Origin of the sequence: Gemmobacter sp. LW-1 (assembly GCF_001303875.1) — a bacterium.
In the GTDB taxonomy this organism is placed as follows: Bacteria; Pseudomonadota; Alphaproteobacteria; order Rhodobacterales; family Rhodobacteraceae; genus Gemmobacter; species Gemmobacter caeni.
The window spans coordinates 45,115-63,681 of sequence record NZ_LJSC01000045.1; the positions used below are offsets into that span (position 1 = coordinate 45,115).

Annotated in this window: 26 protein-coding genes, 1 tRNA gene and 1 pseudogene; 14 read left to right on the forward strand and 14 right to left on the reverse strand. The window is 62.0% G+C overall.

The features are described 5' to 3' along the window. Positions 1-17 precede the first annotated feature (17 nt). On the forward strand, positions 18-728 hold the full coding sequence (locus AO684_RS12645) for a phage major capsid protein (protein WP_235451282.1): 711 nt from the start codon (positions 18-20) through the stop codon (positions 726-728). A gap of 11 nt (positions 729-739) precedes the next feature. Next, a complete protein-coding gene (locus AO684_RS22030; protein ID WP_152968415.1) occupies positions 740-1,243 on the forward strand; it encodes a hypothetical protein in 504 nt (167 codons plus the stop codon). On the opposite strand, the gene AO684_RS12655 is transcribed toward AO684_RS22030, so the two are convergent. Further along, positions 1,233-1,412: a hypothetical protein gene (locus AO684_RS12655; RefSeq protein WP_054303108.1), complete on the reverse strand. Its 180-nt coding sequence runs from the start codon at positions 1,410-1,412 to the stop codon at positions 1,233-1,235. The two genes, AO684_RS22030 and AO684_RS12655, sit on opposite strands and share 11 nt — an antisense overlap. Before the next feature lie 29 nt (positions 1,413-1,441). On the opposite strand from AO684_RS12655, the gene AO684_RS12660 reads away from it, so the two are divergent. Both AO684_RS12660 and AO684_RS12665 read left to right on the forward strand, forming a co-directional pair. Continuing rightward, the gene (locus AO684_RS12660) at positions 1,442-1,729 is read left to right on the forward strand and encodes a hypothetical protein (RefSeq protein ID WP_054303109.1); all 288 of its coding nucleotides are present in this window, start codon (positions 1,442-1,444) and stop codon (positions 1,727-1,729) included. 240 nt (positions 1,730-1,969) lie between these two features. Continuing rightward, entirely contained in the window at positions 1,970-2,257 is a 288-nt protein-coding gene (locus tag AO684_RS12665) for a hypothetical protein (protein ID WP_152968416.1), read from the forward strand. A 495-nt stretch (positions 2,258-2,752) separates the two neighbouring features. Here the strand turns inward: AO684_RS12665 and AO684_RS12670 are convergent, their stop codons facing one another. Further along, entirely contained in the window at positions 2,753-2,995 is a 243-nt protein-coding gene (locus AO684_RS12670; RefSeq protein WP_199750757.1) for a helix-turn-helix transcriptional regulator, read from the reverse strand. A 79-nt stretch (positions 2,996-3,074) separates the two neighbouring features. On the opposite strand from AO684_RS12670, the gene AO684_RS12675 reads away from it, so the two are divergent. Together AO684_RS12675 and AO684_RS12680 are read left to right on the forward strand one after the other, a co-directional pair. After that, complete coding sequence (locus tag AO684_RS12675; protein WP_054303112.1) at positions 3,075-3,389, forward strand: hypothetical protein; 315 nt, start codon at positions 3,075-3,077, stop codon at positions 3,387-3,389. A 31-nt stretch (positions 3,390-3,420) separates the two neighbouring features. Beyond that, positions 3,421-3,954: a hypothetical protein gene (locus AO684_RS12680; protein ID WP_152968417.1), complete on the forward strand. Its 534-nt coding sequence runs from the start codon at positions 3,421-3,423 to the stop codon at positions 3,952-3,954. A 297-nt stretch (positions 3,955-4,251) separates the two neighbouring features. Here the strand turns inward: AO684_RS12680 and AO684_RS12685 are convergent. Continuing rightward, a tRNA-Ser gene (locus tag AO684_RS12685) sits at positions 4,252-4,341 on the reverse strand. Between the two features lie 1,056 nt (positions 4,342-5,397). Beyond that, positions 5,398-5,607, reverse strand: a complete 210-nt coding sequence (locus AO684_RS12695) for a DUF1153 domain-containing protein (RefSeq protein WP_235451283.1) — start codon at positions 5,605-5,607, stop codon at positions 5,398-5,400. A gap of 312 nt (positions 5,608-5,919) precedes the next feature. Here AO684_RS12695 and AO684_RS21320 point away from each other — a divergent pair. Further along, positions 5,920-6,087: pseudogene (locus AO684_RS21320) on the forward strand (IS5/IS1182 family transposase); the annotation flags it as partial. An 87-nt stretch (positions 6,088-6,174) separates the two neighbouring features. On the opposite strand, the gene AO684_RS12700 reads toward AO684_RS21320, so the two are convergent. The 6 genes from AO684_RS12700 to AO684_RS12725 form a co-directional block, all read right to left on the reverse strand. After that, on the reverse strand, positions 6,175-6,915 hold the full coding sequence (locus AO684_RS12700; RefSeq protein ID WP_054303115.1) for a DUF1217 domain-containing protein: 741 nt from the start codon (positions 6,913-6,915) through the stop codon (positions 6,175-6,177). Next, entirely contained in the window at positions 6,912-7,316 is a 405-nt protein-coding gene (flbT, locus tag AO684_RS12705) for a flagellar biosynthesis repressor FlbT (RefSeq protein ID WP_054303116.1), read from the reverse strand. The genes AO684_RS12700 and flbT overlap by 4 nt, the downstream gene beginning before the upstream one ends. Continuing rightward, positions 7,313-7,690 (reverse strand): flagellar biosynthesis regulator FlaF, encoded by a 378-nt coding sequence (flaF, locus tag AO684_RS12710; protein ID WP_054303117.1) that lies wholly within the window; start codon positions 7,688-7,690, stop codon positions 7,313-7,315. The genes flbT and flaF overlap by 4 nt, the downstream gene beginning before the upstream one ends. 70 nt (positions 7,691-7,760) lie before the next feature. Then, positions 7,761-8,966 (reverse strand): flagellin, encoded by a 1,206-nt coding sequence (locus AO684_RS12715; RefSeq protein ID WP_054303118.1) that lies wholly within the window; start codon positions 8,964-8,966, stop codon positions 7,761-7,763. Positions 8,967-9,168: 202 nt separating this feature from the next. Further along, the gene (locus tag AO684_RS12720; protein WP_054303119.1) at positions 9,169-9,507 is read right to left on the reverse strand and encodes a hypothetical protein; all 339 of its coding nucleotides are present in this window, start codon (positions 9,505-9,507) and stop codon (positions 9,169-9,171) included. After that, positions 9,497-9,811 (reverse strand): rod-binding protein, encoded by a 315-nt coding sequence (locus AO684_RS12725; protein ID WP_229825564.1) that lies wholly within the window; start codon positions 9,809-9,811, stop codon positions 9,497-9,499. The genes AO684_RS12720 and AO684_RS12725 overlap by 11 nt, the downstream gene beginning before the upstream one ends. 118 nt (positions 9,812-9,929) lie before the next feature. Here AO684_RS12725 and AO684_RS21325 point away from each other — a divergent pair, with 118 nt between their 5' ends. The 4 genes from AO684_RS21325 to AO684_RS12750 are packed head-to-tail and all read left to right on the forward strand — an operon-like array spanning position 9,930 to position 13,498. Then, positions 9,930-11,405, forward strand: a complete 1,476-nt coding sequence (locus AO684_RS21325; RefSeq protein ID WP_082400955.1) for a flagellar hook-length control protein FliK — start codon at positions 9,930-9,932, stop codon at positions 11,403-11,405. Between the two features lie 11 nt (positions 11,406-11,416). Then, positions 11,417-12,064 (forward strand): flagellar hook capping FlgD N-terminal domain-containing protein, encoded by a 648-nt coding sequence (locus tag AO684_RS12740; protein WP_054303123.1) that lies wholly within the window; start codon positions 11,417-11,419, stop codon positions 12,062-12,064. Positions 12,065-12,108: 44 nt separating this feature from the next. Beyond that, positions 12,109-12,963 (forward strand): phosphotransferase family protein, encoded by an 855-nt coding sequence (locus AO684_RS12745; protein ID WP_054303124.1) that lies wholly within the window; start codon positions 12,109-12,111, stop codon positions 12,961-12,963. After that, positions 12,944-13,498, forward strand: coding sequence for a DNA-3-methyladenine glycosylase (locus AO684_RS12750; RefSeq protein ID WP_054303125.1), 555 nt, complete (start codon positions 12,944-12,946; stop codon positions 13,496-13,498). Before AO684_RS12745 ends, AO684_RS12750 begins: the two co-directional genes overlap by 20 nt. A 95-nt stretch (positions 13,499-13,593) precedes the next feature. Here the strand turns inward: AO684_RS12750 and AO684_RS21330 are convergent, their stop codons facing one another. Further along, positions 13,594-13,767 (reverse strand): DUF1328 domain-containing protein, encoded by a 174-nt coding sequence (locus AO684_RS21330; protein ID WP_082400959.1) that lies wholly within the window; start codon positions 13,765-13,767, stop codon positions 13,594-13,596. A 245-nt stretch (positions 13,768-14,012) separates the two neighbouring features. Between AO684_RS21330 and AO684_RS12755 the strand changes: the two genes are divergently transcribed. Continuing rightward, on the forward strand, positions 14,013-14,375 hold the full coding sequence (locus AO684_RS12755; RefSeq protein ID WP_152968418.1) for a hypothetical protein: 363 nt from the start codon (positions 14,013-14,015) through the stop codon (positions 14,373-14,375). Between the two features lie 34 nt (positions 14,376-14,409). Here the strand turns inward: AO684_RS12755 and AO684_RS12760 are convergent, their stop codons facing one another. The 3 genes from AO684_RS12760 to AO684_RS21600 are packed head-to-tail and all read right to left on the reverse strand — an operon-like array spanning position 14,410 to position 16,906. Further along, the gene (locus tag AO684_RS12760) at positions 14,410-16,194 is read right to left on the reverse strand and encodes a sensor histidine kinase (protein ID WP_082400961.1); all 1,785 of its coding nucleotides are present in this window, start codon (positions 16,192-16,194) and stop codon (positions 14,410-14,412) included. Beyond that, on the reverse strand, positions 16,191-16,763 hold the full coding sequence (locus tag AO684_RS12765; protein WP_054303128.1) for an RNA polymerase sigma factor: 573 nt from the start codon (positions 16,761-16,763) through the stop codon (positions 16,191-16,193). The genes AO684_RS12760 and AO684_RS12765 overlap by 4 nt, the downstream gene beginning before the upstream one ends. Further along, positions 16,760-16,906 carry a NepR family anti-sigma factor gene (locus AO684_RS21600; protein ID WP_108129863.1) on the reverse strand — a complete coding sequence of 49 codons (147 nt, stop codon included), beginning with the start codon at positions 16,904-16,906 and terminating at the stop codon, positions 16,760-16,762. The genes AO684_RS12765 and AO684_RS21600 overlap by 4 nt, the downstream gene beginning before the upstream one ends. A 128-nt stretch (positions 16,907-17,034) precedes the next feature. Between AO684_RS21600 and AO684_RS12770 the strand changes: the two genes are divergently transcribed. Both AO684_RS12770 and AO684_RS12775 read left to right on the forward strand, forming a co-directional pair. Then, positions 17,035-17,844: a response regulator gene (locus AO684_RS12770; protein WP_054303129.1), complete on the forward strand. Its 810-nt coding sequence runs from the start codon at positions 17,035-17,037 to the stop codon at positions 17,842-17,844. Positions 17,845-18,035: 191 nt separating this feature from the next. Further along, entirely contained in the window at positions 18,036-18,524 is a 489-nt protein-coding gene (locus tag AO684_RS12775; protein WP_054303130.1) for a hypothetical protein, read from the forward strand. Positions 18,525-18,567 lie beyond the last annotated feature (43 nt).

Below are 18,567 nucleotides of genomic sequence, written 5' to 3' on the forward strand. Positions count from 1 at the left end.
CCGACTCTGGCACCAGCGTGACGACCCGCACCGGCATCACGAATGCCAAGTGGAAGGGCGAGACGCAGGCGCAGGAAGAGTCAGCGCCGGGCTTCGGTCAGGCCGAAGTCGTGGTGAACGAACTGACCACCTATGTGGACATTTCGAACACGCTGCTGGCCGATGCTTCGCAGGCCGAAGCTGAGGTGCGGCTGGCCCTGACCGAGGATTTCGGGGCCAAGGAAGGGCTGGCCTTCGTGAAGGGTTCGGGCGACGGGCAGCCCGAGGGCGTGATGACCAAGGCGGGCATTGCCGAAACCGTCAGCGGCCACGCAACCCAGATCACTGCCGACGCGCTGGTGACGCTGATGTATGCGCTTCCCGCCATGTATCGCAACGCGGGCACCTGGGCGATGAACGGCACCACCTTGGGCCTTCTGCGCCTGCTGAAGGATGGGGGCGGGCGGTTCCTGTGGCAACCGTCCTATCAGGCGGGCCAGCCGGAAACCATCCTCGGGCGCCCGGTGATCGAGCTTCCCGACATGCCCGATGTGGCGGGCGGAGCCTTCCCGATCATCTTCGGGGACTGGTCGGGCTACCGGATCGTTGACCGCGTGTCGCTGTCGGTTCTGGTCAACCCCTACATCCGGGCGACCGAAGGCATCACCCGCATTCATGCGACCCGCCGCACGGGCGGGCGCGTTATCCAGCCTGCGAAGTTCCGCAAGCTGAAAATCGCCGCTTCCTGAGGGGGATGAACATGCGCGACCTTTATAGCAACATTGCCGCGACGCTGGCCCTTGCCCCTGCGGTGCAATCGGCGGCGGCACAAGGGCCTGCGGTTGACCTGATCAGGGGCGTCGAAACGGCAGAGGGGATCGATGCCCAGACGGCGGCGATGCAGATCCTGCTGCAGCAGGTGGAACAGCTGGTCGCGCTGAACGGCGACGAAGCGCAGGCGCGGGGCAATGCGGTGCAGGCGCTGGGAGACCAGATTGCCGGGGTGGCGGATGGCATTGCGGCCGAGGCCGAGGCGCGCGGCACTGCCATACAGACGCTGGCCGATGGTCTGGCGGATATCGCACAGGATATCTCGGACGAGGTGGCCCGCCGTGCCGACAAGCCGGACCAGCAAAACCGAGACTGCCGTGAAGACCGGCGGCGCGGCGACCACCAGCCTGCGGGCCAGCCTGTTGCCACTGGCCGCATTGCTCTTTTCGGGCGATTTGCAGCACTTCATTGCTGCGGCCCCGCTACACCGTGACCGGGAAATTCGACACCAGCAGCTCGGCTCGCGCCCCCGCTTGGTCGTTGCCGGTGCGGCTGATGGTGTAGCTGGTGGTCACGCCGGTCAGCTGGAAGCGGTCGAAGATCTCGCGGATCTCGGGCACGTCGTTGACAGAAGGGGCCGAGGTGAGGGGCGCCCAGCGCAAGGAAGCCTATCGCATCGTGAGGCCCGCCCATGCTGTTTGACGTGCAAGCCGCTCTGGCCGAAATTCTGGCGGCCTCCGTTGCGACACCTGCGACACCCGCGACAAACAGCCCGGAAATGCCCCCAGTGTCGCAAGTGTCGCGGCTGTCGCAGTCGCAGCCCGCCGAAATCCCGGTGCCCGCCACGGTGCTGCCCTTCACCCCGCCGCCCCGCGCCCCGGCACCTTCACGGGATGAGGGCGACACCTTCCGCCATGGCCATTCCTTCGAGGGCAGCCCCCGCACTTGGACAGGCCGGATTGTCAGTCTGGACGAATAGCGCCGCCTGTCGGCATGGGAACGCCACGGCCCCGATGGGCGCCTGTTCTGCGGCATCTGCCGCGCATGGGTGGCCCCCGGCGGCTGCCCACATTGCCAAGGCGGCACGACATGGCCGCACCCGCCGCTATGGGCGAGGTCCGAGGCCGCAGTTTCGGCATCGCATGACCCGCAAGTCAGCTTTCGCCGCCCGTGCCATTACATGCATTTGACCCCGCTTTGGCCCCTCGGAAATCAAGTGATGCCGCAACCCGATCCCTTCGCCCTGTCCTATGACGAAACCCCGGAAGGCGCCCCGATGGTGCACTCGGATGTGTCGCCCAACTCTGGCCCCTTCGCGGGCAACCGGCGGCATCGGATAGCCCGCGCGGTGGCGGTGCTGCGGCGCTTGCAGCGTAATGGCTGGATCTGCCCACATTGCGGCGACCCGGTGCCGCTCTGGCGCCGCGCCGATGCGGTGTTCTGTTCGCCGGGCTGCAAGAAACGCGCCAAGCGCGCCCGGCAAGCCCGAGGGGGTGGGGGTGGGTAAAAGTCTGGACCGGCAAGGAAGGGGACCGGGGGGCTTCATGCAGGGCGTTTGCTAACACAGTTTTTTGGACCGGACGCCGCGCCGCACCGATTTATCTGACATCATCACGCGAGGCAGCCACACCGATTCAGGTGAAGCCACAACGCGAGGTCGCACCGATTTATCGGTGGTCGTGACGCGAGGCCCGGCGCCGCGCTTTCACGGGAACAGGCTGAACCCTTGGACGTGAAAAGCGCAATTCACGCGCGCGCAGGCGCGCGATTGGTGACATAAAATAGGCGCCGATAGACGAAGAACAGGACGGGCGGCTGGCCCTGCGCGGGTAGTTTCCTCCCCCGGCCTTTCGCTATGCGGGGCAGCGAAGCGCCCGGCGCCGCAGCCGCTAAACCTGCGACGAAGCCTAAACTAAACGCCCGAGGTAAAACGGCGGCACCCCGATCTGCGAACCGGGGGGCGGGCTGTTCCCCTCTCCCGAAAAAATCCGGGGGCTGCCCGTCATTCCTTGCCGCCCAGCGCGGCCCCCGGCCCGGCGGCAACCTGCCCGGCTTCGAGGAACTGGACGCCTTGGGCTTCGAGGGCCTTGCGGATGGCTTCATGCGTCTGGCCGTAACCGGCAAGCGGGCCGTTTTTGCTTTCAAGCCTCTGGATTGTCGCCCAGCCGATCCCGCTGGCATCTGCCAATTCCCGCGCCGACCATTTCAAGAGCGCGCGCGCAGCCCTGATCTGTTCCCCTGTCATGTGCAAACCTGATATAATTTATATTGATCATAGATCGGCCCATGGATAGTATAATTTATATCAACCCGAGGGGCTAGCCATGGCCATTGACCGCGCCGCACTGTTCCGCCTCGCATGGACCTGGGCCAAGCAAGACCTGTGGAGCGTCCGCGCCCCGGCTTCCCGGCTGCGCGCCTTCTTCAAGGTATCGTTGGCACAGGCATGGCGGGAGATGAAGCGCCGGGCTGCGGCCCGCGCCGCCGCGATTGCCCCCGCAGCCAATGCCCGCCCGGTGGAAGTTGTCCGGGCCGAGATCTGGGCCTTCGAGTGCAAGGACAGCATTCGCGGCGCCGACTGGCAGACCCTTGCCGCCTTGAAAGCCGAACTTGCCGCCGCCGAACTGCGCGCGGCCTAAAACTTCCCTCTGACCAATGGAGATATTGCCCATGACGACCCAAAAGGAACAAAGCCCGGTTGCTGTTCACGCCGCGATGAACGCCACAGATCGGCGTATCAGCCGCGCCCTTGGTCTTGCCCATATTCTCTATGCCCAAGCCGAAGATTTTCCGGGCTTGAACAACCCGGAACCGAAGGCGAATGGCCTTATGGTGCTGCTTGACCTGTTGTTGGACGAAATACAGGCAGCACAGGACGCGCATGAAGCCGAATGGCGGGCAATCCGCGAGGCGAATGAGGGCGGGGCCGTGCAAGTCGCCGAAACCCCTGTCATGCAACTCTTTCGCCAATGGGTTGACGCGGCGTCGAAGCTGGACGCCGCAGCGCAGGCCGATGCCGAGGGGTGGGAGGTCATGCTAGACCGGCAAACGGATCTGGAAGATTCCATATTGCGCGCGCCCGCCGTTGACACCCGCGACTTCGCCGCCAAGGTTCTGGCCTATTGCAATGAAGGCCACGCGAACCTGCCTAACCTGCCCGAACTCTGGGCGGAGGGGCGCCGGGTGCTGGGCGTTACACCCTAGAAGGCTATCCGCGCACCGATCCGAAACCCAATGCCCCGCCCAGCGCGGGGCTTTGTCGTTTCATGGTCTGGCATCGGCGCCCTGTCCGGGGAGGGGGTGGTTCAATCTCTGGCAGGCTGCGGAGGGAACCGGCGCCATCCGTCAAATTCTCACTCGGAAGAAACTGAGACAGTTTTTTGGGGCCGCTTCGCGCGCAAGCTGTCGCAAGGCGTAGCTTCCAAGCGTTTTTGGGATGGCGGGTTCTTTGGAGGGTAAGCCAGAAAAATCCCTGACTTTTCCAATGTTTTCAATGGGTAATGGCGGAGACGAAGGGATTCGAACCCTCGAGACGGTTTCCCGCCTGCACCCTTAGCAGGGGTGTGCCTTCGACCACTCGGCCACGTCTCCGACTGGACGTATATTTTCCAGTCTCCTGAGAGACAAGTGATTTTTGGTGCCTTTGAGAGTTGGGGCGTAATTTTCCGGACGGCACTGTTGAGGTTGTTTTGGGTCAGCCATGCTGGGCGGAGCGTGGGAGGTTTGACACTTAATCCTACAATGAACCCGGAAGATCTGTATCGACCCATCTGAATCTGCTCAGGTTAAGCCGCTAATCTGAATGCTTCGGCCGGCGTGCGCATGGCAAGCGCCTGATGAGGACGGCTGTTGTAGAAACAGATCCAGTCACCGATGGCGCGTATTGCGTGCAGGAGGTGGCGCCCCAAGCTGAAGAACCACTCGACCTCAGAAAGGGGCTATTCAATTACATCCGTCTGTTGCAGGCAGTGGGGTGTGATGAACTCCTGCTTCAACCCGTAGCTGCGGACCAGTGCCGTGACCTTGCGACTGGTAAAACGACCCCGTTGCCCGACCTCAGCAGGAACTCCTGCGTGACCCAGCCCAAGGTGCCGAACCAGGTGATCAGGGCATGCTCCAACGCGCTGGCTGCGGTCGTGACCTTGCCGGATCGCGACAAATGCCAGCCCAACAGATCGCGGGTGTGGCAGTCGATGGCCAGGGCCAGCGTGGCCCTGCCATCTCGCCCCGCCCAGACCCGGCACATGTCGGTCGGCCAGCGTTCGTTCGGGGCCTGGGCCACGGACGAGACGGCCTCGATGCGGGTGCCTATGCCAATTATCCGCTTACAGACCCATTGCCCGGCAAGCGCATGCGCAGCATGCTGCCGAGAGGGGGCCAGCCCCTGAGCTGAAAGACACGCTGCACTGTGTTTTTATTGAACCCCAGAAGCTAGGCCACCGTCCCGTAGCCGAAGGACGGTCTTGGCGGGAAAACAGTCCCCCGGACTGTTTTCTGATCCGCAGCGATGCTCGATCATGGCCTTGATGGATGCTCTGGATCATTTGTCGTCCTGCGCATCCAGCAGAGCCTAGAATTTTTTCGGGCGCGCTACTCCAGCATGGCCTCGCCATAGGCCTCCTGAAGATCCTTCCGCTGCTTCCCGTATTACTCGCGGAGGTCGAGCGGTTTCGCCCGCAGGGAATTCTCCATCCCCCGCTTCGCGTCATCAACCCAACCTTCAATCTCGGAGGGCGGCAGGTCGAAGGACCGGCTGGCCTCCGCCACCGTGATCTTGCTCTGCATGATCTCAATCACCAGCGTGGTTTTACGCTTCGCCGTCCAGCGCTTGATGCTGTCGTCCATGGTCACACTCATTGCTACCTTCTCCCTTGTAGCATGAACAGGGTTTCACTGATGGTGTGGATGCCCTCCGGCGGCATCGGCTGTGTCATGCTGGTGAGTGAATGATCACCAGCCACCCAAGAAGCTTACCATGCGCCCGACTCACTGATGAGCAGCCAATCCGCGTATCACCATACCGGCCAGCTGTCATATAAAAGCGCCGCGAGACAGGCCTGACACATGACCGCACCGATCACTAATCCCGGCCGCCAAAGCAGCCTTGGCCTCAAACGGGCATCCACACATGGGTCGATACAACAATCCTGTTTCGACAATAGCCACCGCGGATATGATCGACGAGGCCGGGCGGAGACCAAGATGCACTGAAGCAAGTTGCTGGGGTAGCGCCTCTCCGCTCAGGACTTCGACCGTCGGGTTGCAGAGTTCCTGGTCCTTGGCGCTGTCCTGAACGGTTTCCCGGCTCTCGGCACGCCCATCACAGAGGTCGCAGGAGGTCTATCCAAGAATAAGGGAACTCCGTCCCTCACCAGATTTGTGCAACAGAGCCCGCAAAAGGCCTGAAATCAATGGGTCTGGATCCTAGCGCAACAAAGCTGCCCTGAGGAGATATTGTCGGAGGAGTTTGTCCTGACTTTCGGCGGTCGCGAACTGGGCCACTCCACCGGCCCCGAACATTCGTCTTGATCTTGATTTCAGGATACCAAGCTGCTGGTCAATATCAAGCGCCCCGAAACTCGAGGGCAAGCCGAACGCAGTTTCAAAAATCCTCCGGAGCGGCGCCGATCCCATGATGCTGAACCATTTCGCATCTTCGCTCAATGACCCTTGTGCTATTTCCGGCAGGGCGTGCTGTGCGTATAGCGCGACCCTCATATCCGCGTCAACCTCACCGACTGCGGCCTCAAAGCGATTGTCCCGATACCCTGCCAGAATTTCATCGGCAAAATTTGAAAGCTGTGTGCGGGGCGTGTTGAAATCGCCGAAACCAAAGGCCTTGGACATGGCCTTGTATTGTTTATTCGCCAATTTGTTGGACAAGGCGCCGGAGTTAAGCGTCCCGTCGGTCAAGACCTTCTGGATAAAGAATTTGCTGCCGATATCAGCCTCGAGACCGAAAGCACCCAGAGCCACTTTCAGTAGGCGATGGTCCGCGACAAGCTGCTCTGCGGTATGAATGTCGCCGATCCGGCTGCGAAAGTAGGCTTGGTCCCGCTGCAAAGCTGCATCTGCATTGAAGGCGGCCTTCTGCTTGTCCAGCGTTCTTTGCAGAAAGCTCCACCCCGCATAGCCAGAAAGCGGTATGATCGGGGCGAAGGTCATGTCGTCCGCGCGGCAAACAGCCGCTCTTCCCGTGGCAGAAGATGCCGCAGCGCCCGGAGCACATGATAATATTGACCATCCACAACCGCATCCGTCGCAGCGGCAAGGTGCAGCCGACTGTCGGGGTCTGTCAGCACCTGGCTCAATTGCTCGATACCCCGAAGCAATTGCAGACGGGCTTCTGCCGCATCGGCATCTCCGGAAAGCACCAGTTGCGCGATGTAGCAGACCCGGCGCACCGGCGTCGTCACCTCTTCAGGATGAATCGCATCCCGCAGCCGCAAAATGTTTGCGTTGGGCGTCATGATCGAAAGGCGGGACCGACGATCCCCGTTCTCAATCACCGCCCCGTTGATGAGAACCCGTTCATGCGGGCCCAGCTTCAGCACAAGACCCGTCATGTGGCGGCCCTTTCTCCACGCAGCCCGCGCATGACCGATGTATTGATATCCAGCAGCACGGTAACGCTTGCTTCCCCGGCCAATACTTTGCGGCTATGGGACGCCGTGAATTCGTAAAGATAGAACAGGCGCGCCCGCAACGCCGGCGGCAAGGCATTCCCTTCCTCCGACACATCGGCGGCCAAGGTGCGCCACAGCACCAGATTGTCATGCAATGCCGCCGCAAAGGCCGGAAAATCAGTTTCGCGGCGCGTCACCGCATCTGAAAGCGCGCGCGTAATGCGTGCGAAGAGGTCGTATTCGTTCTGGCGATCCGAACGAACGGGCGTATGTGGGCTGCCATAAGCAACCCGTGCAAGCTGGCTGACGGTCACGGGGTGTCCTTTCGGCGGTGCGGGGTAATGTCAGGAAGCGGCGGCGCGGTTTTCCGCGCCGCCCCTGTCGTCAGCGGAACAGCGACAGGATGCTCTGCGGCGACTGATTGGCGATGGACAGCGCCTGCACGCCCAGCTGCTGCTGCACCTGCAGGGCCTGAAGCCGTGCCGACGCCTCCTCCATATCCGCATCCACCATGCTGCCGATCCCGGTCTTCAGAGAATCCGTCAGGCTGCCGACGAAGCCCGCCTGAATGTCGATCCGTTTCTGCACAGAACCGAAATCAGCCGCCGCATTGATCGATGTCTGGATCATCCCTTCGATATTGCCCAGCGCCGCAGCCGCGCCGCCTGCGGTCGACACGTCAATCGACGACAGCGCCGACAGCCCGCCCGAGCCAGCATTCTTGAACTGTGCGCTGACCGTCAGATCATTGGTTCCGGCATTGGTGAACGCAAGCTGACCGGGAGAGCCGCTGTCATAATCCACCGTCAGACCGCTGACCCCCAGACTATCGATGGCATTCTTCAGACCGACCGCAACCATATCAGACGGCGTCGTCGCGCCGACATCGTCAGCCGTCACCGTATAGGTGGCGGTCTTCCCGCCGATGGTGACAGAAACACTGTCGCCTGCGGCGAAAGCCGCGCCGGAATCGTCGATTTCGATCATGCCGGTGCCGGTGCCGTTGTCGAGCTGGAACCCGGCGGTATCACCATTCGCGGAAACGCCGTCTGAAGTACCAAAGACGTTCTTCGCCGTATAGTTGCCCGCAGACAGATTTTGCGCAGTGACGGTGATGCTGGAGGCGCTGACGCCGCTGCCCGAACGATCCAGCGAGGCCAGAACATCGACCGTCGACTGCGACCCGTCAACAAGATTCAGGCCGTTGAACTGGGCCGCCCCGACGACCGAGGCGATCTGATCGCGCAACGCAACGATATCGGTCTGGATTTTCGTGCGGTCAACATTGTCTTCCTGGGCCGCGACGATCTTGCCTTTCATCTGGGTCAGCAGATCCGTCACGGTTTCAGCGGCTTCCCGCGCCACAGCCACGGTGGAAGAGCCAAGCGCCAGGCTGTCGCTGATGCCCTTGAAGCCCTCGACATCGGATTCCATCACCTTCGAAATCGCCCAGACGGCCGCATTGTCGCGGGCGGTGGAAACCGATTTCCCGGTCGAGATTTCCGATTGCACCTGATTGAGGTTGCTGTTGATGCCCTTCAGGGTCTGAAGAGCAACCATTGCGCTGGTATTGGTCAGAATGGACGACATGTCTTTTCCTTTCCTGAGCCGGCGCTTTGCGCCGGGCATAGTGCCGTCTGGCGGCGGGATCGGCCTTCTGCGCCCTACGGCCGCTTGCGCCTTGCCGTGCCATCCGCTTTCGGGATGCCCTTGGATTGATGCCCGCCAATCTCTAACACTTTGCTAAATCCGGCCGTCCATGAGGGCTGCAATATCCGGCATTTGATGCAGTTCAGAAGGATCGGTCCGTCTCCGGGGGCCGATGCGGGATTACCTTCCGGCGCCCGCCACTGTCATAGGTGCCAAAGGCCACCCTGGCGTCACGAATCTCGGCCATGCGCCGCAGGGCGCTGCGGATGCCCTGTCGGGTTGCCCGCAGCAGGGCTTCGTTCTCGTGTGCGAGGCGGCGCAATTCTGCACGCTCCGCAGGGGCGATCTGCCCCACAGCAGCCTGCAATGCCTGCCGCAGTTGCCCCTCCTCTTCGACAAGCGACAGGATGTCTCCCGAAATCAGGGCCTGGCGGATCGCCTCCAGCCGCAGTCGCACATCGGAAGCCACATCATTCGCCATTGTCCACCCCCCGCCGCATGGCATCTACAAAAGCCTGCCCGAGCCCGAGCCCGCCGCGGGCAACAAGTTTGCGCGCGTATTCGTCTCGCAGGAACGAGGCAAACTGCGCCTCACCCGCCCCGCCACCAAATGCCGATTCGGTGGCAAGAAGGCCCGAAAAGCCCAACATTTCTGAAAGAAAAGCCGATTCGAGATCAGCCGCGCGTGCCTGCAATCGTGCTTCAGGGGCAACTCCGGGCCGCACGACACCGGCCCGGATCGTGAGATCTGTCATCCGCTTCTCCTTGTGTTGGATTTTCCCCAAGGCTGCGGCCTGCCGGTAAACATCCGGTAACTCGTTGCGGCAATAACCGGAGATAGATCGAAAACGTGAGGCCCCGGTGATTCCTCCCCTTTCCTTGCCCGGAGTTGTGCCCCTGCGAATGGGCTACCCCCGCGACGCCGAGGGGGCAGAGATTGCCTTTGCATCGCTTCTGGAGGTCTTGAACAGGCAGACAAATAAAGAGCGGCAGCCCGTGGCAGCCGCAGAAGCGACTGTCACAGCCGGGCCGGTCTGCCCCGACGGCCCGCCTCCGGTTGCACAACTTCGTCCGGAATCGCACCTTCCCGACGCCACCGCAGCAAAGCCAGAGGTCACGGGCTCAGAATCGCATGATGATTCGACCCCTGCTTATGCGCAGCGCCGAGTCGGAGCCTCTTCTGAAGCACCGGATTTCGACGTTCAGATGACGGAGGAAATATCAAACCTGCCACCCATGGCTTACGTGGACTTTGTTCATACGAGCCAGCCCGCAGGGCCTGAGCCTGTCGATGCGACGGACCCCACCGCCGCAGAAGAAGCCACAGAGGATAGCCCCTTTGAAACACCCCCTGCTTCGGGCGCTCTCAAACGGAGTCCCCACGAAAATCTGCCTCATGTGGCGAAGCCAGCTCCGTCTGCCAGTCTGCCTGATGATGCTTCCCCGCCGCTGCTTGTGAGAGCTGATGCTGAGGCGCGCACGGGTCAAGCGATCCCGCGCCATCTGCCGCCCGATCTGCCCGAGCCGCAGCAGGTGGCCACACGTTCGCTTCAGGATGCCGCTTCGGAAGCAGGTTCGGCGCAGCCCGTCAAACCGTGCCTGCCTTTGAAGACACCGTCAAAAGATGTACCACAGGCTTTACCTCTCCTTCTCAAGCACCTGATTTCCCTGAAAGAAAATCTTCCTCAGCTTCGCCTGACGCTGAGAGAAGTACCGGAAAAGTTGGAAGGAAGCGCTCCTCCTGCGGATGGCCTGACCCAACAGGCCAATACTTTGTTCGACAGTGTTGCGCCGGATGAACTGGCCAAGAAGGATGGGACCGCGCATCAGAACCAGCAAGAACCCGCCGCAGAACCGGATATTTTGCGCATCCCTTCCTTACCGGATCGCACCCACTCCGATGCCCGGGATGTGATACTGCCGGACTCCCCACCACGCCCGCACCGACAGCTTGCTCTGCCCCATCTGTCGCCCGCACTGGCTTCACCGGATGGGGCCATATCGCCACAGACAGAACTGGACGACGCGGGCGGAGGGAAGGGGATCATGTTGTCGCTGGCACCCGAAGAGCTGGGTCGTTTGAAACTGACATTGCACAGTGAGGGCGACCGCATCCTGGCGCAAATCCGGGCGGAACAACCAGACACTCTGGAGCTTTTGCGCCGCAACGGCGAACAGCTGTTGGCCGAGTTCAGGGCGGCCGGTTTTCGACAGGCCGAAATGCAGTTCGGCCATTGGACCCAGGACCAGCCCAACGCCCGGTCAGATCACCCGGCGAATCAACCGGGCGTTTCCCATCCGGTTGTTTCGGAACCGGAATCTTCCGCGCCACCAGCCTTGCGCCGGTCCCCCGGCAAGGGTCTCGACCTCAGATTGTGAAAGGACGGAACATGGAGATTACCCAAACCGGTACCGGAACCTCCGCGCGGAGCGTTCCGTCCGGCAGCAGCCTCAGTTCAGATTTCGATACTTTCCTGAAGATGCTGACCACACAGATGAAAAATCAGGACCCGCTGAACCCGATCGACAGCGGGGATTATGCGGTACAACTCGCCACCTTCTCGGGTGTGGAACAGCAGACCAGGACCAACCAGTTGCTCGAAACCATGCAGGCCCAGTTCGGACTGCTGGGTATGGCGCAAATGTCAGGGTGGGTGGGCCATGAAGCCCGTGCCGAAATGCCGATGCAGGTAGCGGCAGGGGCGGCGGTATCGCTCGCACCGAATCCCGCGCGTGGCGCGGATCGTGTGGTTCTGGTTGTCACGGATGCGGATGGCACCGTGGTGAACCGCGTCGATCTGGCGCCCGACACGACCGAACTGGACTGGACGCCGGTTGATGTGGAAGGTGCGCCACTTCCGGACGGGACATATGATGTCTCACTTGAAAACTATCAGGGCGAAACCCGGCTCGAGCCCTCTCCGGTCGAGGTTTATGGCCGCATTCTCGAGGTTAGGGGGGGCACTGAGGGGTTGATGCTGATGATGGCCGGAGGCGCCGAAATTCCGGTCAGTGCGGTGACGGCCCTGCGTGAATGACACCGTCTTGCCTGCCAGGCGATTGCGCCCTAGCTTCGCGCGCCATGAACGTCCTGCCTGCTTCGGCCCCTGTTGCCCCACCCGAGGCCGCGCATATCTGCGCGGTGCTACCGGCTTTGGTCGGGCAGAAATGGCATCCTCTGGAAGGCGGGCGGGTCAACCGGGTCTGGCGTGTCGGCGCTCTGGTGGTCAAACAGCACCGCCCAGCGGCGGCCTCTCCGCTGTTTCCGAACGACGCCACCATCGAATATGCGATGCTGGAGGCGTTGCGCGGGACGGGCCTCGCCCCGACGCCGGTCGCAGGTGGCGCTGACTGGCTGGCATACCGCTTTGCCGTGGGGCAGACATGGCAAAGCGGTGCGGCCGGGGTAGGTGCTCTGCTGGCACGGCTCCATGCAACCCCGGCCCCGCAGCTTTCCCTGCGCCGAACAGCTTCGGGCAGTGTGGCGCTGCTGGCGGAACTGCGCCAATGGCCACGACTACGAAACCTGCCGCCCCTGCCGGAAGTGGCCGTAACAGAACCAGCCCCGGCCCGCCTGCTGCATGGCGACCCTGTGGCCGGGAACATCCTCGTGCGGGGCGGAAACGCCCTTTTGATCGACTGGCAATGCCCGGCCCTGGGCGACCCGGTTGACGATGTTGCCTTGTTCCTTTCACCGGGCATGCAGCATCTTTACCGCGGGTATCCCCTGTCCACTGCGGAAGTGGCCGCCTTTCGCGAAGGATATGCGGATGCCGGTGTGCTTGCCCGCTACGACCGGCTCGCACCGCTTCTGCATTGGCGCATCGCGGCGCATTGCGCATTGCGGGCCGGACATGATCATCCCGGCTATGCCCTGGCCTTCGATCTGGAGTGTCAGGCCTTTCTCGGCAAACGCCATGACCTTCCGTCCCGGTGATTTTGCACTCCCAGCGCCAGAAGTGGCGCGACGGCTGATCGGCTGCCGTCTGATCATCGGGAGGTGTCGGGGCATGATCTGCGAGACCGAGGCCTATACACACGATGATCCGGCTTCGCACAGTTTCAGGGGCCGGACACCGCGCAATGCGGCGATGTTCGGGCCTGCGGGACATGCCTATGTCTACCGCAGCTACGGCATTCACTGGTGCCTGAATGTGGTCTGTATGGAGGGGACTGCCGTGTTGTTGCGCGCCATCGAACCGCAGGACGGGCTGGAGGAGATGCGGCAGAGACGTGGCGACGTGCCGGATGCCCGGCTGGCAGCGGGGCCGGGGCGCCTGGGTCGGGCCCTGGGGATTGGCCCCGCACTGAATGGCAAGCCGTTCGATCACCCGGAATTCTCCATCCTTCCCGAGAATCCGCCCGGTGAGGTGGTGGCAGGTCCGCGCATTGGTATCAGTCGGGCGAAGGAAAGACCTTGGCGCTTTGGCTTACGCGGCTCTGCCTCGCTCAGCCGCCCGTTTCCGGAATGACCTGTTTTTCAAAATGACCAGGGGCCGCATGACATCATGCGGCCCCTGGTCTTGTCGAAGGTTCAAACATGCCCCTCAGCGCAGCTGGCCCGTCCTCAGACCGGCGGGCGACCCCGCAGCGCACGGGCGATCATCGCCACGACGAAGAGGATGATGAAGACGATGAAAAGGATCTTGGCGATCCCGGCCGATGCGCCCGCGATGCCGCCAAAACCCAGCGCCGCGGCGATCAATGCAACAATCAGAAAGGTAAGTGCCCAACCAAGCATGATCTTCTCCTGTGTGTCCGGTTTCCGCCTTTCGGCGCTTCCGACAGATCAACGCGAGAGGGGCAATCCGGTTCCATCACGGCGCATCACCGCAGGAAGTGCCCGTTTAGTCCCCAAAAGTCACAAGTTTCTTGACACTTTTGTCACAACCCGTTCGCTTGTATGGAACCGACCTGCCGCGTTGAGGTTTTCATGATGACATTCTCTGCTTCAGAACCGGCCTGAACGACCAGAACGGGATTACCATGCCTTTAAGACGTGCCCTTGTAGCCTTGCTGATCGAGTTTGAAACAAGCCTCGATGAGATGGAGGAAATGCAGGCACGCTCACCCACGCCGCTGCTATACAGTGTTCTCGTGCGCCGCCGTCGTGCGGCGATGACCCTGCGCAGCCGTCTTAGTCGCAATGATCGCCCGCGCCGCCGCAAGGCTGCCGCCGCACCTTCGAATGCGGCACAACTGGTGGCCCGCGAAACCGAGTTGTTGCGGCTTTTCGACATCGCGCTGGCGGAAGTTCGGATCGAACCGGAACTGGCCCCGCTTCTGCGCAGCCTGCGGGCCGAGGTTGAACAGGCGCGCATCTCGTTGCGGCAGCTCGGCAGCAACTGACCGGGCAACCGCAAGGCCCCCGGTCAGCCGCTTTTCAGACCACTGCACGTTCTTCCGCTTCGGCAAGCGCATTCGGGGCAAAGGCAAAGCGCAGGGCAAACTCCGTCTCGCCATGCTCAACCTCCACCCGCGTACCAAGCTGGGCGGCAAAGGCGGACAGCAGGGCTTCGCCCAGCCCCGTGCTTTCCGCGGCGCTGTCCGGTGACGGCGGCGCGCGCAGGGCCTCGGGTGCGACGCTGTTGACGATCTCGACCTCCGCACGCGAGTCGGCATCACGACGCAGGGCCACACGCAGTTCGGGCCGTTGCCCCGAGGGGGCGGAAGCGTATTTCAGCGCATTGGTCAACGCCTCGGTCACAAGCAGCGACAGGGGAACGGCCTGATCCGGGGTCAGACGGATATCGGCGAAATTCGTCGTGACCTTCAGCGGCTCGCCCGGCCGGCCTGCCATTTTCATGATCTGCGTCACGATGCTTTGCAGCAGTTCATCGGCGCGAATATCCGTCAGCCCGCTGGTCTGATACAATTCACGGTGAATGGTCGCGAGGCTCATCACCCTGTCCTGCAAACCGCGCAGCAATCCCTTGCTTTCGGCGCTGCGGGCCTTGCGGATCTGCATGTTGATGATCGAGGCGATCAGCTGAAGGTTGTTCTTCACCCGGTGATGCACCTCGCGCAGCAGGACCTCCTTCTGGTGAACCATGTCCTCCAGTTCGGCCTCATCATGCACCACGCTTTCCATCATGCGCTCGACCGCGATACCCACCCGGCGCAACTCGCTGGGGGCACCGTGCAGATCAAGCTCCGGCAGGCGGCGGTTGCCGTCGGCGAAAGCTACGATGGAATCGCGCAGGGTGCGGATATGGCGCAGCACCTGATGCTCGGCGGCAAGTTGCGCCACCAGAAGGCTGGCCAGCCACATCAGCGCGGGGAACACCACAATCGGAATCGAGGTTTCAACGATCATCGCATCGGTCACGGTCACCGGCCAGTTGCCGAGAAGGAATAGACTGCCTTCGGCGATAGGAACAACCGCAAACACGCTTTGCCGCCCCGACATCGCGCTGCCGGAAAAGCTGTGCGGCAGGCCGTCAGCCAGATCCGACAGCGGAACAGAGACCGGCAGCATGGTTTTGGCCTGATCCAGCGACAGGCTGGAGGTCAGAATCTCGCCATCGGCGTCGAACGTCATCAGGGCGTTGGGCTCGGAACCGGCACTGAAGGCCCGCTCGCCCAGCGACTCATACCGCACCACCTGATGCGGCAGCGACAGGGCGGCAAGCCCGATCACCTTGTTGTCGGCATCATGCACGGGATGCAGGAACACCAGCACGCTGGTATTGCTGATCGAGCCATGGGTCCGCAGCCGCATGGTCGGCTTGTCCAGCTTCATCGCATCGCGCAGATCCTGCCGGAAGCTCATGTCGCGATCGCCCTGTGGCGAACAACTCACCTGAAGATTGAGGTCGATGAACCCCGCGAAGGTGTAGATACGGTTCTCCTCAAGCTCCAGAAAGCGCTGCATGACGGCCCGGCAGTCCGCCGGATCTTTCAGCATCGTCGGCAGGGCAACGGCCAGACCGGCAACCGCGCCCTGGCCCCGCATGATCCGCTCCACCGTCGGCACCGCCGCCTGCATGGTCTGCCCCATGACGGCGGCCTCGGTTCGCGCTGCGGCCTCGCGCTGGTACTGGCGGATCTGTACATAGCTCAGGATGGCGAGAGGCATCAGTACGATGCCGAACATCACCATCAAGCGGAAGCCCAGCCGCGACAGGATCGCAAGACGCCGGCGCACCAGCCCCTGTATGTGCATCATGCCGCCTGCGTGCCCGATCGGCTGAGAACCGCAAGCGTAGCGCCGCTGTCACCCGCCAGCACATCCTCGCCCGGCTCCATCCCCAGAAGCTGCGCCAGACGGTTGCGCGCACGGCTTGTGCGGCTTTTCACGGTGCCGACAGCGACGCCCATCATTTCAGCCGCTTCCTCGCAGGAATAGCCATTCGCCCCGACAAGGATCAGCACCTCGCGATGTTCGTCCGAAAGTTCGTAGAACGCCCGAGTGAAATCCGCGAAAGCCAGCCGCCCGTCGTGATGCGGCTTGTCGAACAGGGTTTGCGCATGCAGACCGTCGGGGTCTGCCACCTCGCGCTTTTTCTTGCGCCGGTCCGAGAAGAAGGTGTTGCGAAGGATAGTGAACAGCCAGGCCCGCAGATCGGTCCCGACAGCGAACTTGTCGATGTTCGACCAGGCTTTCACGATGGTGTCCTGCACCAGATCGTCGGCCTGCGAGGGGTTGCGCGTCAAAGAGATCGCAAACGCCCGCAACGCAGGAAGATGGATCAATATCTCTTCCCGCGGATCGCTCGCTCCGGTGGCGCTGTTCATTTTTCGCGCTCCTTTGCCTTGAGCTGCTCAAGCAACTGCACGAAACGGTCCGGAACCTCTTCTTTCAGCGTCTCTTCGTAAACACGCTTCAGGTTCTCGTCGATCTGCTGTTGCAGACTGGATTTGCGGGGTGCGTTGTTCATCTGTTCATCATGCCTTCAGGACAGCCTCATGTCATAGAGACATTCATGCGGATTCTTTGGAACCAAACGCCGTGCGAAGCGTTTGGTTCCCGAAAAAAGCAACTGCTTGTCACATTGGGGAGCATTGAATGACTGACCTGGCAAAAACCGATCTCGCCGCGGCGGTAGGGGGCAGCCTGCCCTATCTGCGCCGCTATGCGCGCGCCCTGACCGGAAGCCAGACCAGCGGCGACCGTTTCGCCGCCGCCACGCTGGAAACCCTGCTTGAAGACCTGTCGCCGCTGGAATCCGCCTCCAGTGTGAAAGTCGCGCTGTTCCATGTTTTTCACCTCGTCTGGGCCAGTGCAGGTGCGCCGGTGGGCGAGGCGGACAGCCCGCTCGCCGAACGGGCGCAGCGCCATATGCGCGACCTGACCCCGAATTCGCGCGAGGCGCTGCTGCTGTCGGTGATCGAGGGCTTTTCGGCCGATGAAATCGGCAGCATCCTGCGCGTCTCTGCGAAGGAAGCGGCCGAACTGGTCGCCATTGCCCTGCGCGAAATGGAAAACTCTGTCTCGGGCCGCGTGATGATCATCGAAGATGAGGCGATCATCGCCATGGACATCAAGGATATCGTCACTGATTGCGGGCACGAGGTCACCGGCATCGCCCGCACCCGGACCGAGGCCGTGGCCCTTGCTGCCCGCATCCAGCCGGATCTGATCCTTGCGGATATCCAGCTTGCCGACAATTCGTCGGGGATCGACGCGGTGAACGAAATCCTCGCCTCGGGTGAACAAATGCCAGTTATCTTCATCACCGCCTTCCCCGAACGGTTGCTGACCGGCGAGCGGCCGGAACCCGCCTTCCTGATTACCAAGCCATTCTCGGAAACGCAGGTGCGCTCGGCCGTCAGCCAGGCGATGTTCTTCTCATCCACGGAAACCCTGCGCGCCTGAAAGGTGCTGCGGAGAGGATCTCAAGAAGGGGGCTTCGGCCCCCTTTTTACTTCTCCCAATTACATGGCTGCCTGCGCCGCACCCCGGCAGAATCGATATTTCGCGATTTTTCTGGAACCGGGATCGACGAACGCGCGTTGTCACACCAGAAGGCAGGAAAGAAATTTCTGCGCTTTATCATGAGGTTGACAATGAAAGTGTTCCATATTCTCGCCCTGTCCACCGCTCTGGCCCTGCCGGTTTCCGGCATGGCTCTGGCTGACGCCAAGCCGATCAAGGCGGTCGAGGTTGAAACCGATGTCGCCGCAATCGCCAATCCGAAAGCGGCTGAATATTACGGCAATCTGGCCAACGATCTGCAATCGGCCATCCTTGCCCGCATTCAGGACCGCGTGGCCGACAACGGGCTGACCGTCGGTGTCGACATCGACGAAGTTTCCCTGGCCAACAGCTTTCAGACCGCTGTCGGCGCGCAGGATTCCGTGCTGAAAGGCATGGTCCGTCTCCACGATGCAGAAGGCACCAACATGGACGCCTATGAAATCGCCGTGTCGCTGGAAATGGTGAACAGCTTCCTGCCCGAAGGCGCCGTTGCGATCACCAGCATGACCGACGCCCCCGAACACTACAAGGCGCTGGTCGACGCCTTTGCCGATACGGTGGCCAAACGCCTGCCCTGATCGGAACGGGTTTGTAACCAGTATGCCCCCGCCTGNNNNGCGG

Coding starts and splice junctions, on each gene's coding strand:
- AO684_RS12760 (WP_082400961.1), bottom strand. CDS start 16,194: ATGATGCACATACAGGGGCTGGTGCGCCGGCGTCTTGCGATCCTGTCG.
- AO684_RS22030 (WP_152968415.1), top strand. CDS start 740: ATGCGCGACCTTTATAGCAACATTGCCGCGACGCTGGCCCTTGCCCCT.
- AO684_RS12755 (WP_152968418.1), top strand. CDS start 14,013: ATGCCTTTAAGACGTGCCCTTGTAGCCTTGCTGATCGAGTTTGAAACA.
- AO684_RS21330 (WP_082400959.1), bottom strand. CDS start 13,767: ATGCTTGGTTGGGCACTTACCTTTCTGATTGTTGCATTGATCGCCGCG.
- AO684_RS12675 (WP_054303112.1), top strand. CDS start 3,075: ATGGCCATTGACCGCGCCGCACTGTTCCGCCTCGCATGGACCTGGGCC.
- flbT (WP_054303116.1), bottom strand. CDS start 7,316: ATGACGGGTCTTGTGCTGAAGCTGGGCCCGCATGAACGGGTTCTCATC.
- AO684_RS12765 (WP_054303128.1), bottom strand. CDS start 16,763: ATGAACAGCGCCACCGGAGCGAGCGATCCGCGGGAAGAGATATTGATC.
- AO684_RS12770 (WP_054303129.1), top strand. CDS start 17,035: ATGACTGACCTGGCAAAAACCGATCTCGCCGCGGCGGTAGGGGGCAGC.
- AO684_RS12660 (WP_054303109.1), top strand. CDS start 1,442: ATGCTGTTTGACGTGCAAGCCGCTCTGGCCGAAATTCTGGCGGCCTCC.
- AO684_RS21600 (WP_108129863.1), bottom strand. CDS start 16,906: ATGAACAACGCACCCCGCAAATCCAGTCTGCAACAGCAGATCGACGAG.
- AO684_RS12750 (WP_054303125.1), top strand. CDS start 12,944: ATGACCTTCCGTCCCGGTGATTTTGCACTCCCAGCGCCAGAAGTGGCG.
- AO684_RS12670 (WP_199750757.1), bottom strand. CDS start 2,995: ATGACAGGGGAACAGATCAGGGCTGCGCGCGCGCTCTTGAAATGGTCG.
- AO684_RS12680 (WP_152968417.1), top strand. CDS start 3,421: ATGACGACCCAAAAGGAACAAAGCCCGGTTGCTGTTCACGCCGCGATG.
- AO684_RS12720 (WP_054303119.1), bottom strand. CDS start 9,507: ATGGCGAATGATGTGGCTTCCGATGTGCGACTGCGGCTGGAGGCGATC.
- AO684_RS12665 (WP_152968416.1), top strand. CDS start 1,970: ATGCCGCAACCCGATCCCTTCGCCCTGTCCTATGACGAAACCCCGGAA.
- AO684_RS12775 (WP_054303130.1), top strand. CDS start 18,036: ATGAAAGTGTTCCATATTCTCGCCCTGTCCACCGCTCTGGCCCTGCCG.
- AO684_RS12740 (WP_054303123.1), top strand. CDS start 11,417: ATGGAGATTACCCAAACCGGTACCGGAACCTCCGCGCGGAGCGTTCCG.
- AO684_RS12745 (WP_054303124.1), top strand. CDS start 12,109: ATGAACGTCCTGCCTGCTTCGGCCCCTGTTGCCCCACCCGAGGCCGCG.
- AO684_RS12695 (WP_235451283.1), bottom strand. CDS start 5,607: ATGAGTGTGACCATGGACGACAGCATCAAGCGCTGGACGGCGAAGCGT.
- AO684_RS12715 (WP_054303118.1), bottom strand. CDS start 8,966: ATGTCGTCCATTCTGACCAATACCAGCGCAATGGTTGCTCTTCAGACC.
- AO684_RS21325 (WP_082400955.1), top strand. CDS start 9,930: ATGGGCTACCCCCGCGACGCCGAGGGGGCAGAGATTGCCTTTGCATCG.
- AO684_RS12700 (WP_054303115.1), bottom strand. CDS start 6,915: ATGACCTTCGCCCCGATCATACCGCTTTCTGGCTATGCGGGGTGGAGC.